This window comes from Vibrio sp. 1731 (genome assembly GCF_033339955.1).
Taxonomy (GTDB): Bacteria; Pseudomonadota; Gammaproteobacteria; order Enterobacterales; family Vibrionaceae; genus Vibrio; species Vibrio alginolyticus.
The window spans coordinates 350,526-365,088 of record NZ_JAWOVO010000002.1 but is presented as its reverse complement, the minus strand read 5'-3'; the positions used below and the strand labels follow the sequence as shown (position 1 = coordinate 365,088).

The 14,563-nt window shown below is 44.9% G+C and carries 15 protein-coding genes; 10 read left to right on the top strand and 5 right to left on the bottom strand.

The features are described from left to right. Window positions 1-71 precede the first annotated feature (71 nt). The 5 genes from R7035_RS04350 (at window position 72) to R7035_RS04330 (ending at window position 4,539) form a co-directional block, all read left to right on the top strand. On the top strand, window positions 72-1,220 hold the full coding sequence (locus R7035_RS04350) for an S-(hydroxymethyl)glutathione dehydrogenase/class III alcohol dehydrogenase (protein ID WP_017821027.1): 1,149 nt from the start codon (window positions 72-74) through the stop codon (window positions 1,218-1,220). Window positions 1,221-1,282: 62 nt separating this feature from the next. Continuing rightward, window positions 1,283-2,122 (top strand): S-formylglutathione hydrolase, encoded by an 840-nt coding sequence (fghA, locus tag R7035_RS04345; RefSeq protein ID WP_005374382.1) that lies wholly within the window; start codon window positions 1,283-1,285, stop codon window positions 2,120-2,122. 444 nt (window positions 2,123-2,566) lie between these two features. Continuing rightward, entirely contained in the window at window positions 2,567-3,022 is a 456-nt protein-coding gene (locus R7035_RS04340) for a hypothetical protein (RefSeq protein ID WP_005374384.1), read from the top strand. 5 nt (window positions 3,023-3,027) lie between these two features. Continuing rightward, window positions 3,028-4,125 carry a GGDEF domain-containing protein gene (locus R7035_RS04335; protein ID WP_005383270.1) on the top strand — a complete coding sequence of 366 codons (1,098 nt, stop codon included), beginning with the start codon at window positions 3,028-3,030 and terminating at the stop codon, window positions 4,123-4,125. A 9-nt stretch (window positions 4,126-4,134) separates the two neighbouring features. Next, window positions 4,135-4,539 (top strand): hypothetical protein, encoded by a 405-nt coding sequence (locus R7035_RS04330; protein ID WP_044129611.1) that lies wholly within the window; start codon window positions 4,135-4,137, stop codon window positions 4,537-4,539. Between the two features lie 93 nt (window positions 4,540-4,632). On the opposite strand, the gene R7035_RS04325 is transcribed toward R7035_RS04330, so the two are convergent. Continuing rightward, window positions 4,633-5,436 carry a Cof-type HAD-IIB family hydrolase gene (locus R7035_RS04325; protein WP_054729173.1) on the bottom strand — a complete coding sequence of 268 codons (804 nt, stop codon included), beginning with the start codon at window positions 5,434-5,436 and terminating at the stop codon, window positions 4,633-4,635. A 94-nt stretch (window positions 5,437-5,530) separates the two neighbouring features. Further along, the gene (locus R7035_RS04320) at window positions 5,531-6,418 is read right to left on the bottom strand and encodes a LysR family transcriptional regulator (RefSeq protein ID WP_318145982.1); all 888 of its coding nucleotides are present in this window, start codon (window positions 6,416-6,418) and stop codon (window positions 5,531-5,533) included. 126 nt (window positions 6,419-6,544) lie between these two features. Here R7035_RS04320 and R7035_RS04315 point away from each other — a divergent pair, with 126 nt between their 5' ends. The 3 genes from R7035_RS04315 to R7035_RS04305 all read left to right on the top strand — a co-directional run bounded on the left by R7035_RS04315 (window position 6,545) and on the right by R7035_RS04305 (window position 9,822). Beyond that, window positions 6,545-7,411, top strand: a complete 867-nt coding sequence (locus tag R7035_RS04315) for an MBL fold metallo-hydrolase (protein ID WP_005374393.1) — start codon at window positions 6,545-6,547, stop codon at window positions 7,409-7,411. Next, a complete protein-coding gene (locus tag R7035_RS04310; protein WP_318145981.1) occupies window positions 7,405-8,025 on the top strand; it encodes a DsbA family protein in 621 nt (206 codons plus the stop codon). Before R7035_RS04315 ends, R7035_RS04310 begins: the two co-directional genes overlap by 7 nt. A 117-nt stretch (window positions 8,026-8,142) precedes the next feature. Beyond that, the gene (locus tag R7035_RS04305; protein WP_262629956.1) at window positions 8,143-9,822 is read left to right on the top strand and encodes an RluA family pseudouridine synthase; all 1,680 of its coding nucleotides are present in this window, start codon (window positions 8,143-8,145) and stop codon (window positions 9,820-9,822) included. A 93-nt stretch (window positions 9,823-9,915) separates the two neighbouring features. Here the strand turns inward: R7035_RS04305 and R7035_RS04300 are convergent, their stop codons facing one another. Then, entirely contained in the window at window positions 9,916-11,256 is a 1,341-nt protein-coding gene (locus tag R7035_RS04300; RefSeq protein ID WP_017633826.1) for an MATE family efflux transporter, read from the bottom strand. A gap of 507 nt (window positions 11,257-11,763) precedes the next feature. Here R7035_RS04300 and R7035_RS04295 point away from each other — a divergent pair. Next, complete coding sequence (locus R7035_RS04295) at window positions 11,764-12,912, top strand: GGDEF domain-containing protein (protein WP_025768745.1); 1,149 nt, start codon at window positions 11,764-11,766, stop codon at window positions 12,910-12,912. Window positions 12,913-12,915: 3 nt separating this feature from the next. Here R7035_RS04295 and R7035_RS04290 read toward each other — a convergent pair whose 3' ends face one another. Beyond that, entirely contained in the window at window positions 12,916-13,197 is a 282-nt protein-coding gene (locus R7035_RS04290) for a hypothetical protein (protein ID WP_005374405.1), read from the bottom strand. Between the two features lie 132 nt (window positions 13,198-13,329). Further along, entirely contained in the window at window positions 13,330-13,614 is a 285-nt protein-coding gene (locus R7035_RS04285; RefSeq protein WP_132936197.1) for a pyrimidine/purine nucleoside phosphorylase, read from the bottom strand. A 328-nt stretch (window positions 13,615-13,942) separates the two neighbouring features. On the opposite strand from R7035_RS04285, the gene R7035_RS04280 reads away from it, so the two are divergent. Beyond that, entirely contained in the window at window positions 13,943-14,446 is a 504-nt protein-coding gene (locus tag R7035_RS04280) for a DUF2850 domain-containing protein (RefSeq protein WP_005374408.1), read from the top strand. The last annotated feature ends 117 nt before the right edge of the window (window positions 14,447-14,563 follow it).

The window sequence follows — 14,563 nt, the reverse complement described above, 5'->3', positions numbered from 1 at the left end:
AGCGCGGTAAGCAAACCTTAACTACGCTTATTACGTCACTCCATATACTGAAAATATAAAGGAAACATCCAATGTCGCTTGAAATCAAACCTGGTCAAACTCACATAAAATCAAAAGCAATGGTCGCTTGGGCTGCAGGTGAGCCGCTTAAGATGGAAGAAGTTGATGTACAACTTCCAAAAGCCGGCGAAGTGCTAGTACGTATCGTAGCAACTGGTGTTTGCCACACTGACGCATTCACTCTATCAGGCGATGATCCTGAAGGTATCTTCCCTTCAATCCTTGGCCACGAAGGTGGTGGTATCGTTGAAATGGTTGGCGAAGGCGTAACAAGCGTTGAAGTTGGCGACCACGTTATCCCACTTTACACTGCTGAATGTGGTGAGTGTAAGTTCTGTAAATCTGGCAAAACGAACCTATGTCAGGCCGTTCGTGAAACGCAAGGTAAAGGCCTAATGCCAGATGGCACAAGCCGATTCTCTATCAACGGCGAAACTATCTTCCACTACATGGGTTGTTCTACTTTCTCTGAGTACACGGTTCTTCCAGAAATCTCACTAGCGAAAGTAAACAAAGAAGCACCACTTGAAGAAGTTTGTCTTCTAGGTTGTGGCGTAACCACTGGTATGGGTGCGGTATTAAACACAGCTAAAGTTGAAAAAGGCGACACAGTGGCAATCTTTGGTCTCGGCGGTATCGGTCTTTCTGCAATCATCGGTGCTCGCATGGCTGGTGCCAGCCGCATCATCGGTGTAGACATCAACGAAAGCAAATTCGACCTAGCGAAACAACTTGGTGCAACTGATTGCATCAACCCACAAAAATTCGACAAGCCAATTCAAGAAGTGATTGTTGAAATGACAGACGGTGGTGTTGACTACTCATTCGAATGTATCGGTAACGTAAACGTGATGCGTCAAGCACTTGAGTGTTGTCACAAAGGTTGGGGTGAGTCAGTCATCATTGGTGTTGCTGGTGCAGGTCAAGAGATCTCAACTCGTCCGTTCCAACTAGTAACTGGTCGCGTATGGCGTGGCAGCGCTTTCGGTGGCGTTAAAGGCCGCTCTGAGCTTCCAGAAATCGTGAACCGTTACATGGCTGGTGAGTTCGGCTTACAGGAGTTCATTACCCACACAATGGGATTAGCAGACGTCAACAAAGCGTTTGATCTGATGCATGAAGGTAAGAGCATCCGAACAGTTATCCATATGGATCAATAATGCTGCCTCAGGCTCTCCTTTTGGGGAGCCTGAATTCCTTCTGCTAATTAGAGAGTTTATTCATGACCATTGAAAATGTAAGCCAAGCCAAAGTGTTTGGCGGTTGGCACAAGCAATATACACACGAATCCAATGCCCTAAACTGCACCATGCGCTTCGCGATATTCTTGCCACCTAACGCAACGAAATCAAATCCCGTACCCGCGCTATACTGGCTCTCTGGTTTAACGTGTACCGATGAGAACTTTATGCAGAAAGCGGGCGCATTTCGTATGGCGGCCGAGCTTGGCATTGCGATCATTGCACCAGACACAAGTCCGAGAGGCGAAGGTATCGCTGACGACGAAAGCTATGACCTAGGAAAAGGAGCTGGCTTTTACCTTAATGCGACGCAAGCACCTTGGTCACTGCATTACTGTATGTACGACTATGTGACTGAGGAGTTGCCTGCGATCATCGAAAGTAACTTCCCAGTCTCTGACGTGAAGTCGATTTCGGGTCACAGCATGGGCGGCCACGGAGCGCTCACCATTGGTCTGAAAAATTCAGAACAGTACCGTTCTATTTCAGCGTTCAGTCCAATCAGTAACCCAATGCAATGCCCTTGGGGACAAAAAGCCTTTACTGCTTACTTAGGCAAGGAGCTTGAAAGCTGGAAGCAATACGATGCAAGTGAACTTCTAAAACAACAACAATCACCATTACCAATTTTGGTTGATCAAGGTGATGCTGATGGCTTCTTAAATGAGCAGCTTAGACCGGAAGCGCTGATTGCTGCGGCAAAAATACACGATTCAAACCTAACCTTGAGAATGCAACCAGGCTATGACCATAGCTATTACTTCATCTCAAGCTTTATTGAAGAGCACCTCAACTTCCATGCAAAATATTTGTTTGCATAGTTAATTTAAGTAAGCTCATGAAATAAAAAATAAAGTCACCAAAACTAGGTGACTTTATTTTCTTTACGTACTAACAAATACATATCTGAATATCGATGATTTAAATATGTAAAATAATGTAACTTAAGAACAAATTCGACGTCCATTTCTCGCCTTATTAAATTCTCATTTCCGACACAGTATCTTTATTAAAAATGAAACAAAGTTGCACTAAAAACCAATTAAATACCGCGAAATCATTACGAAACTCTACCATCATCCCAATACTCTGAGCTTTTAATTAAGAAGCAACTTAATAACCTTGACGTGACGTAAACCGACAGTTATTTTTGAAACATAACGTATTATAAAATCTCATCCGGTTGGCTCTATAATTATAAATAAATTACCGCTAGCACCTTTGTCCTAGCTAAGAAAAAAGAATAAAACTCAAAAGGGCATATGATGAAAAAGATAGTCGCGCTAGGTCTGTTTTTTGTTGCGCCATTCTTGTCTGCAAATACGATCGTATTTAGTAGTAGCCAGCAGCCTAGTGTCATACTGGAACTGGAAGAGATCCAAGCTTTACCTACCACTAGCTACACGATGACATTGCCTTGGCTTCCTGCTTCGTCAGAGTTTTTAGGCGTTAAACTCAGCACGCTTCTTACACACGTCTACGGAAAGGTACCAGAGCAGGTTGATATCAGCAGCTTAAACGACTATCACTCGACATTGTCCCGACAAGATATTCTTCGATATCAACCAATACTGGCTTATCAACAAGATCAGAATTACATAAAAGTCAGGAATAAAGGCCCTTTCTGGGTGATATATCCACTCAATCTCTATCCAGAGCTAAACTACAATAAATATCATGCGCAAATGGTATGGCAAGTAAATGAAATAAAAGAAAAATAATAAGAATGAAGTTATCAGAACCCTATTCTAAGAAACAAAGAATATTGCAATATTCTACCACCAGCAAAATGCTGCTGGTGGTGTTTGCCGTTTCTTTGCTTCTCGCGAATGTCGTGCTTTTACAGCAAACACGTTCACTCTCACAAAATTTTAATAACGAACAAAAACAAGCGACTTGGTTTTTATTCCAACTCTCCAAAGAACTATCAGAACTTGTCGGCGAGGCCAGACGGTTAGATGAAAACGTATTGAATATTGATGGTGCAGAGCTTCAATACGAGTTAGCGTGGAGCCGCTTTGACTTATTGACCAGTAGCACGAAAGCCAATAAGTTCTTTTCTCGGAACAACATGCACCTTTACTTCATTAATCTTTTTGAAGAGTTCAAAGAGCTAGAAAAACAACTAGTAGAAGCTAGAACAGGTGACAGCCAAGCTGCTGCTGCATTTTATCGTTCAACTCAAACACTATATTTAGGCTTAATAGACTTCGTTAATCAAAACTTCCGCCTAAGCAGTAAAGCTTATGAAGCACAAAAAGGTCAAACCCAGCGCTTAATGCAAGCACAATATATGTTGTTTGCGACGTTCGTTTTGTCGATTATCTCTCTAACTTATTTCTTTTATCGTGAATCCCATTTTCATAGAAAATTGGCGCTCAGCGACCCTTTAACGAACCTAGGGAACCGCAATGCACTATTCATTACCCTAAACAAATTTACTCAAGAAAAAAGGCCCTTTTCTCTCTGGATTCTAGATTTAAATGGTTTTAAAGAAGTCAACGACACACACGGACACCAAGTTGGCGACACTGTACTGCGGGAAATCGCTAGGCGGCTTAATTCTATGGCACTCAATGATTTTACTGTTTATCGCATGGGAGGAGATGAGTTCGCGGTTATCCTTGAAGGTGAACATCTCAATGAAGAGAACGTACGTGAGCAGATAAATACCGTCTTTGATGCACAAATATTAAACTCCGATAAAGTCTCAACACTTTCAACAAGCATGGGCTTAGCGCAATACCCTAAAGACAGTGACAATGTTGACTTTCTTATCAGCATAGCGGATAAGCGCATGTACAAAATGAAATTTCAACGTTAAACGGTATATATGATGAGAAAGTTCATGCAAGTACTGCTTCTACTGGCAGTCATTGCGGCAGGTGTGTTGGCTTGGGTATTTATTCCATCGCACGAAACCATCGGGCAAAAAACGCTTGAGCAGGCACTCAACGACGACTACAGCCTCGTTGGACATCGAATCTACTCAACCGATCCGGATGCTGGCAACCGATTCGGCTACTTCGTATTGGCAACGGGCCAGAGCATTGAAGAGCAAGAGCCGTTTTTGGTCACTTCGGATCAGTTTATTCGCATGGAGCAAACGGGTGATAATACCTTGTCTGTGACCGTCAATGGCCGTATTTACCATTATCATAACGACTTGTGGGTGCCAAAATCAGACGGGAAATTGCAACACTTTTTAGTCAGTGCAACCGCCAAGTACGTACGCTAAAACGGGAACCTTACTCCCCCCAAAAAAACAAAGCCCCGCATACACTGCGGGACTTTTTACGTGAAGAAGAAAATAACATCGAAAAAATGAGCGTTACTTCGCTAACACTTTCTCTTTAATCACTTTGAGTACCCCAGCCTCTTGGTTGCTTGGCGCAGAATAACGAGCAATTTTCTTAATCTCTTCGTGCGCGTTGGCAACCGCGTACGAATGCTCACTGACTTGCAGCATTTCGAGGTCATTGAGGTAATCACCAAACGTCATGGTTTCTGCCGGAGTAAAATTCATCGTCTCTTGAAGGTGCTGAATGGCCGCGCCTTTAGACGCCTCGGCATTCATCACATCCAGCCAAATTTTTGCGCTCACTACGACTTTATGCGTTGCGCCAAACTTCGCGTTCATGGTCGGGAACAGGAGCTCTTCCGAACCGTCAAAGTGACAAATTGCTACCTTAATAAACTCGTCTTCGACCTCAAGCAAATCCGTCACATATTCACAGCGGTGGTAGTACTTTTGAAATTCTTCCAGCGATTGCTGATCATGCGTTTCGATGTACGCCGAGCGCTTGCCACACAATACGATGTTCGCCCCGTCAATCTCACGAGCCGCTTTCACAATCTCCAACACTTCCGCTTTAGGAATGGTACAACTGTAGAGCTCTTTGTCTTGGTACATCACTAAGGTGCCGTTTTCAGCCACATACAACAGTCTGTCTTTGATTGGCGCGAACGTGTCTCGCAGACTGTAATACTGACGACCAGACGCAGCGGAGAACAAAATACCTTGCTCTTCCAGTTGCAAAAACAGATCGAAAAACTCCGGATCCAAACGACCGTATTGGTCAAGCAATGTGCCATCCATATCGGAAGCAATAAATTTGATGCGAACTTGTGACATTAACTAAAACTCTAAATGACGCTGCGAAAATATATCCATGTAAGGTACAGGATCTTGTATGAATCTCAAGTCGGGATGACGACGCCTTTCGCTATTACCAAGGATGCTGTTTAAAGTAATCTTCACTGTGAACGATGAAAGCTCTCACTGCAGGAGACAAGTGTTTACGTGATGAATACAGCGCGTAAATGTTGAGATCATTTGGCTTCCAATCCGGCAACACCGACTCAAGCTGACCCGATTTGAGATAGATATTGCTCAAGTAAGTTGGCAACATCGAAATACCCATGCCTTGTAAAGCGCCATGCAATAACGCCGTGGCCTCATTGCTGGTTAGGCGACACTCAATTCCCACCGATTCGAACTGGTCGCCCTGAGACAAATGCCACACGTGACGCTCAAAGTTTTTGTATCCCAAACAGTCGTGTGAAGATAAATCTCGCGGATGCGCGATCGCGTGGTGAGTTTGTAAATATTGCGGTGATGCTACCAACACCGATTCGCACACCGCAATCGGCTTACCAATCAAAGAAGGATCGGGATCTGACGCAATTCGGATCGCCAGATCGATACGTTGTTCGGTTAGATCACTCACTGAATCTTGCAGATCTATGTCGATATGCACTTTGGGGTGCTTTTGCATAAAACTGTTTACTACGGGGATCAACTGTGAGAATCCAAATGAAGTACTAGACGCAAGACGGATTTTTCCGGACAGCTCACCATCAGCGGCAATGTTCGACGTTAATGTATCGGCCTGTTTTAACCAGCGCTCAATCTGAGGCAAGCTGCGCTCCCCTGCGGTGGTGAGGGACACCTTGCGCGTGGTGCGGTGTAACAAACGAGTTTGCAGCCAGTTCTCCATCGCCTCTACATAACGAGTTACCATTGGCCGAGACATGTCTAACCGTTCTGCGGTCGCGGTAAAACTGCCAGAATACACCACATCTACAAATACTTTTGCTGCCGTTACTCTATCCATATATTTGCTCGAAATAAGAAATAGTGATGCACATTATTGTGTATTTTTCCGAGCGTATCAATTTCCTAATATAGCTCCCGTTCCCAAGCCATCGTCGCTTGGCCCCAAATTCTTTAGGAGCTTATTATGAAAAAATTCACTTTGATTACTGCATCCATTTTAATGGCAAGCCCTGTTCTAGCGGCAAACCACTCTCCCCTTACTCTTGAGGTTTACAACGCCGACGGTAACAGCTTCCACGTAAACTCAACTTTGGTATACGGTGAGACTGACGCCATGGTTATCGACACTGGATTCACCAAAGCTGACGCGATGCGCATTGCCGCTAAAGTGTTGGACTCAGGCAAAACACTTAAAACCATTTTTATCAGCCAAGCGGACCCAGATTACTACTTTGGCGCAGAGGCCTTACACCAACAGTTCCCTGATGCGCAGATCATCACAACGCCTGCGGTTCAAAAAATTATTAAAGAGAAATTGGCTGGAAAGCTGGCGTACTGGGGACCAAAGCTTGGCGCAAACGCACCAGTAAAACCAGTGATCCCTGTCGCGTACGACAAAACATCATTGGAGCTAGAAGGTCATAAGATTGAAATTCGTGGTAACCATGGCACATCAGCACACCGCCCTTACCTATGGATTCCAGATAACAAAGCGATTCTAGGTAACGTAGCCGTGTACTCAAACGTACATTTGTGGATGGCAGATGCCGCTGACCAAACCGCCATCAATGCTTGGGAGCAGCAACTTAGCGAGATGCTTGCGCTTAAACCTCAAGTGGTCATTCCTGGTCACATGAAAGCAGGCACAAAGCTGAACGCAGACACCATTCGCTACTCGCAACAATACTTGCAGGATTTTCAGCAAGCGAAAAAACACAGCAATAACAGCGTTCAACTCATTGACACCATGTCTGCGAAATACCCAGAAGCTCAATTGCCAATCGCGCTAGAAATCGGTGCGAAAGTGCATACTGGTGAAATGTCATGGTAACCGTGCATTACTTCTTCGATCCCATGTGTGGTTGGTGCTACGGGGCATCACCACTCATCGAAGCCTTGATGGACACCTCTCAATTTAAGGTAGAGCTTCATCTCGGCGGTATGATTGAGAAACGCGCGATTGAATCTGAATTTCGTCAGCACATCATCAACAGTGACGCTCGTATCTCAACCGAAACCGGAGCAACGTTTGGTGAAGCATATCTGCAACGCGTGAAAAGCGAAGATGCGTTTGTTCTTGATTCTTATCTACCCACACAAGCGATCTTGAGTGCGGAGAAAATGGGGCTGAATCCATGGCACATGCTAAAGGCCATCCAATCTGCGCATTATCAACTCGGGTTAAAAGTGAATGAAGCATCGACACTCAAAGCCATTGCAGAATCGCTAGGTTTAGCAAGTGATGCGTGGGAGCAAAACATGACGTTAAGCGAAGCCGAGCTAAACGAGAGAATTCACTCCAGCCGACAGTTGATGCGCCAGTTACACGTTGGTGGTTATCCAACCCTGATTGCAGAAGTAAATGGCGAGTACTTGACCTTGCCGCACTCGACCTACTACGACAAACCGGCACAGTGGAAGCTTGCATTACAAAAACTGCAATAAGCTCTTCCCCACTCGCTCTTGTTCTTAATCCAAGAGCGAGTGCCAACACCGACATGGCAATCCTGACTCAAACAGGTACAATCCTCGCTCGATTTTTTACTCGCGCGGATACCCACCATGCACTCGCCTGAACATTGTTTTACTCGTTTTACTGCTGATACTTCTGATTATGAATTACCAACGCAGTTTACGTTTCCGTTCTACTACACGCCGCATCCTCTTTGCGTTGTGGCCGCAAAGCAATTGCAACAGCACTTATTAGCGCAAACCGACTTCGAACACGATTTTGGTTTGGTTAATGAAGAAACGGGGCGAGGCAAAATGTTTGGCGTATTGCTGGTAAAAAGCCCTCAAGGCGAGCTCGGCTTTTTAAGTGCGTTTTCTGGCAAAATTGCTGACCAAAACTTGATTCCAGGATTTGTCCCTCCTGTGTACGACATGCTGACCTATGAAGGCTTCTTCCGCGCAGAAACGGATGCCATCAACGCCGCCAATGCGGAGTACAAAACCTGTGCCGCGAATCCGGAATTGGCGGATCTTAAAGCGCAAATACAAGCCGACCGAGCCGCTTATCAACAAGAAGAGCAAACACAGCGCCAAGTGATGATTGACGGCCGCGCCGCTCGCAAACGACAGCGTCAACAGGGCGAGCAAACGCTCAATGCCGATGATCTCAAAATCTTGTTGGATGAGTTGGGTAAGCAAAGTGTCACCGAGAAAAACGTTCTCAAATACTTAAAGCAAGCGTGGGATGAAAAGCTTGCAATCAAAGAAGCGCGCTTGGCCGAGTTAGAGCAGCAACTTGCTCATCTGAAAGAACAGCGCAAAACGCTCTCCAACGCTTTGCAGCACAAATTGCATAAACAATACCGCTTTCTAAGCAACCATGGCAAAACACGCGACTTGGTGGACATTTTTGCGGACACCACAAACCCAGTACCACCAGCAGGTGCAGGGGAATGCGCTGCGCCAAAACTGCTCCAATACGCGTTTAAATACGGATTCAAACCGCTGGCGCTGGCAGAATTTTGGTGGGGTGTGTCGCCAAAGTCTGAGGTTCGCCAACACAAAAAATTCTACCCATCGTGCAACAGCAAATGTCAGCCGATTTTGGGCCATATGATGCAAGGGCTGGATGTCGAACCTAACCCATTGGCGGAGAATTGGGCAGAAGACAAAGAGCTAGAGATAATCTACCAAGACGACGCTATGGTCGTCGTCAACAAGCCCTCGGGCTTACTTTCAGTGCCTGGTAAAACTATCAAGGACTCTGCTTATACGCGCCTACAAGCGATGTACCCTGATGTGGAAGGGCCGTTTGTGATTCATCGTCTCGACATGGCGACCTCTGGCATTTTGGTGTTTGCCTTAACTAAGCGCGCGAACAAAAGTCTGCAAAAACAGTTTATGGCTCGCGACGTACAAAAACGTTATATGGCACTGCTCGAAGGCGTATTAAACGAGCCTGAAGGGGAAATCTCACTGCCAATGCGTGGTGACCCCGACGACCGCCCACGTCAACTGGTGTGTTTTGAACACGGGAAACATGCAGAAACCTACTGGCAACTGATTGACGTCAAAGATGGACGCAGCAAGGTATACATGTATCCGAAAACCGGGCGAACTCACCAACTACGTGTACACAGTGCTCATCACATGGGGTTAAACATGCCGATGGTAGGTGATGGTTTATACGGCGAAAAAGCGAATCGCTTGCACCTGCATGCTGAGATGCTAGAGCTGGATCATCCATACAGCAAAGAGCGTATGGTGTTCCAAGCTGAGTGCGAATTCTAACTTCTTCCCGAGTTTAAATAACAAAAAGGCACTGACTAACAGTGCCTTTTTTTCTAACAACAGAATAAGCGTGATGCGCAATACCGAAAACCGTTAGCTCACCTTAAACTTGGTCCACACCTGAGAGCGCCAACGTCTTGCCATGATGATACCACGTACCCATTCATCGAGTGCGATTGCCATCCAAGCCCCTAAAACGCCATAACCCAAGTGGATGCCAAAGATGTAAGAGAAAAGCACGCCTAATCCCCACATACTCAAAATCCCCATTTGCACTGGGAACTTGATGTCACCCGCGCCTTTGAGCCCCGCGATAAAAATCAGGTTAAACACACGTCCAGCTTCGAGCAAAATTGAGCCCATGACTAACGAACTTGCCAATGCGAGTATTTCCGGTTGATCGGTAAATACGCGTAGAATCTCTTCTCTAAACAGGTAAATCAGTGTGGTTGCCGCCGTTGATGCCACAAATCCCACTAAGAAGTAGATTTGTACGCGTTTTAAAATGCTACTCACCCAACCTTTACCGATGTAGTAACCGGTCTGAATTTGCGCAGCCTGACCAATTGCCAGCGCGAAAGCAAACGAGAAACGGGCAATGTTTTGCGCATAAGTGAAAGCCGCCAACGATGCCGTCCCCATTTGCACCACAAAGTATACAATGCAGATTTGCGCCACGTTGTAAGACAGCACCTCACCCGCGTTCATGCCGCCGATTTTTAAGATCTTTTTGTAAATCTCTGCCGGTACTTGTTTCATAGTCGACATTGGTAGTTCAATGCTACTGCGAGCGAGAATAAACCATAACATTAACGTACCGATGACTTGGCTGACGACGGTTGCTATTGCTACACCTTGCACACCATACACAGGTAAACCGAATGGCTGGTAAAGCGCAATATAGTTACCAATGATGTTGAATACACCCGAGATCAAATTCACCACCATTGGGGAACGTGAATAACCATGACTACGCAGAATAGTTGTAAAAACAACGCCAATCGTAACGTTAAACGTCATCGCACCGCTTATCAGCAGATATTCATGAGCGTACTGCTCGACTTGCGCTTCCAAGCCGTAATACGGGAGTAGATATATCGCACCAAGCACGGCAATCACACTCAATAGCACACCGACGAGCACAGACAACGCAATACTCGCAACACCAACGCTCACTGACTCTTGCTCGCGTCCAGCGCCATTGTATTGGGCAATCAAAATCCCCGTACCGCTACTGACAAACGTCGAAACGATGATTAAAAAGAAGGTAATCTGCGTGATCACACCAACAGCGGATACGGCTTTGTCTGAGTAGCCACTCAGCATGAACACGTCACTGGTTCCTAAAGCCGTCCGTAGCAAAATTTCGACAAGAATTGGCCAAGCTAATGCCACGATGGACATTCGTTGGTTGATGTTTTGGCTTTTAGGCATGCTTGTAACCTTTCCTACAACTAAAAACTGCCTCACAATATTTGTGAAGCAGTTTAAAAATAGTGACTCGAACGAAGCTCGATATGAGGTTGTGATTTAGCGCGGATTCTAGTCGCATATTGGTCATAACGACAACAATATTTCGCCCTGTTTCGGAAAAATATTTCTAATGCACTTTCGAAACGACATATGCCTTGACGATACGTAGAGCAGAGATTGGTGAACAATACTCTCAATCAACGAGCACCGAACAGAATCAGGATAATCAATAGAAATGTGTCTAACCAGATACATTACTTTGAGTTATCAGTCCAACCATATAGAGCCATGAAGAACCGTCATGAAAACCTGCATGCGCCACCATTCCTCTTTGAACACTCGCACCAAATCACACTGATGGCTTTGCACTAAAAATGACTGATATCACATTTGGAAACTTTGTTGTTCTATTTATCGCGAAAATACCGCCTAGAATAAGCGTACACGTTAATTAAGCAAGGATACGTAATGTCGACATTGGCTGGGGCGCGCTTAGAAGAAATGGCGGACATCCGCTCAACAAGAAAAAAGAAAATTGTCTTTTTATGCTCCAGTATCGCCGCTGCCTGTTTAACTTATGGTTCCATTGCTCAATCACTTGAGAATAACTGGGGCTTAAGCTTTTTCCATGCTTTGTGTGCCTTGGCATGCTTAGCAATCAGTTATGTAATAAAAGTCCAGCGGCACCATCAATACGCCGACTTATGGCTAAGTGCTGTCTTAATGTTCGAAGGGTTATTGTTACTTCTGTATAACGATGCTCCGTCAGGCAAAATGTTATGGCTATATCCTATTGTCGCCACTCTGGTATTAATTAATGAGTTTAAGGTCGGTCTGTTGTTCAGTGGCACCTACATTTTACTGATCTTTTTTGGGGTCGCTTTTTTAGATCGACTGCCAACAGCCACAGAAATCATAGAGCGGAGATTGATGCTGACCCTGATAGCGACCGCGTTTGTGTGTCACACGTTCTCGTATTACTACACGAAAGTCCTCAATTACATTCAAACACTGTATCGTGAGGGGATTGAGGAGTTAGCATATTTTGACCAGCTCACTGGGCTTGCCAATCGCTGGAGCTTTGAAACTTGGGCGCGCGCAAAGCTCGATGAAATCAAGCACTCATCTGATGACAGCATCACCGCATTGGTTTTTCTCGATATCGATAACTTCAAGCACATCAACGACACCTACGGGCACGATATTGGTGACCAAGTACTTCAAGCCTTCGCCACTCGATTAAAAAATAACATTCGCAACAAAGACAGAAAAACAGATAAACACGACTACTCCATCGCTCGATTTGCGGGCGACGAGTTTGTAATCATGCTTTACGATGTAAAAAGTAAAGATGACCTCGACAGCATCCTAAAACGGATCGTAAATCTGTTTCCAACAGGTTACCGAAGCTACGATATGATTAACGAGTTAACGATGAGTGTAGGTGCTGCTATCTATAAGCAAGATGCAAAGGATTTGTCTGAATTGACTCGATGTGCAGATAAAGCAATGTACGCAGCTAAACATACTGGTAAAAACCAGTACGCCTTTTATGAGCACTGCAATACTGAAGAACAGTCAACATCTGATGCACCAGCGGTACCAGAAGCTTGCTAATGACTAAGCGAACACATGCATCACCCAAAGCCCCACAACGAGGAATACGATTAACCACACTACTTGCAACGTTCTGTTCGGCTTGTCTTGCTGACGAGTGGGGTGATCTTTAAACGCACGGCCCTTCATTTTGCCCATTAAGCTCTTCCCTAGAGCACGTCGATAAAATTCACGTCTCTTATGAGCGGCGTTGGCAACTTCGGTAAAGCGCTGTCTTTGCTCATTGGTGAGATCTTTATCCTCGTAACGAGGAGGGAGATCAGAATGCTTGCGTTGTACTGCCATCACTTCCTCCCTGGTCGATGGGTACATTTTTATTAAGTATATACCCAAATAACCAAAAAGATGCGTTATAAGTGAAGCACATAGACGAAAAAACCACCCGAAGGTGGTTTTATGACGAGCAACAAATGAACGCTAGAAGTACTCACATAAATACGCAGTCGCTTCTTTCACTTGAAGCTCAAATGAAGAACTACCTTCCACTTCAAAAAACTCACCACTTTGATAAGTCGTCCAATCGCTCTCGCCAACACGCTTGACCACAAGCGCACCTTTTACAACCGTCATACGCTCTGGTGCTTGAGTACCAAAAGTGTACTCACCAGGAAGCATCACACCAACGCTAACATCCTGATCTTTCTGGTTAAAGCCTAGTGATTTTACACTACCAGCAAAATAGCTATTTTCCTTAATATTCATTATTGGTTTCCTTATCAAAAGTCCGCTCTTTTTTACCTTGTTTCTTTCCGTTACTCAAGCTTTGAAAGCCATTAAACTCAACGTAATAACGCACATCCTTTGCTACTGAGCGAGAACCTCTTTTCGCGAGGATTAATCAGGCGACCTAAACCGAGCAAGAAAACCTGCGAAGTAATGAATGTGAGCAAACAACAAAATCATCAATAAGATGTGTATCTGAATGTAAAAGTGGACATTAGATCATAGTTTCGTCGTCTCAATGGCGGGATTGTTTGTTTTTAAAAAGGAAGGTTTCCACCATGTTAAAAAAGTGGAGAAAATTAGATCTATGACGGACTCGACTCGCCGAAGGCGAAAAGCACGACAAGAACCAAAACTTTCATTTTTGGCTCGCCACCAATCCAAAATCCTCAAGAGTACATTTGTCTGCTTCGGGATGGGTCTGTTGACGTTTTTTGGCTATCAAATCCACCTCTCCTATCAAGACCACATTGATCCGGAAAAGGTGTACGGCGAATGGATTGAGATTGGCGCGCCACCCTACCAAACAGAACGTCTCGTTTTCACTGAAGATGGGGTATACCGAAACCATCGACTTATTACGACGGAATTTGAATTCGATGGCAAGGTCATCACGTTGAATACCGGATTAGGAAAGACCGCGTATCAGATCTCAGGCTCTCATCTTTCACCTCAAATACGCCGTATTGAGCCTCTTATTCCAGATCAGCGATTCATTCGTAAAGGATTTGAGCATACCGTTCAGGGCTCAGAAACCGGCGCAGCCTCTAAACGTCGCGCCGCGTTGAGTGAACACTTTAGCCGTGACTAGTATGTCTTCACGGCTATTTTTCCTTTCAATTCTCTTTCTATATCAATGAAACAAAACCTTAATAAACAACAAAGTAAGGCCTTCATCGCATTTAGCCAACTCGTTACTGAGTAAACA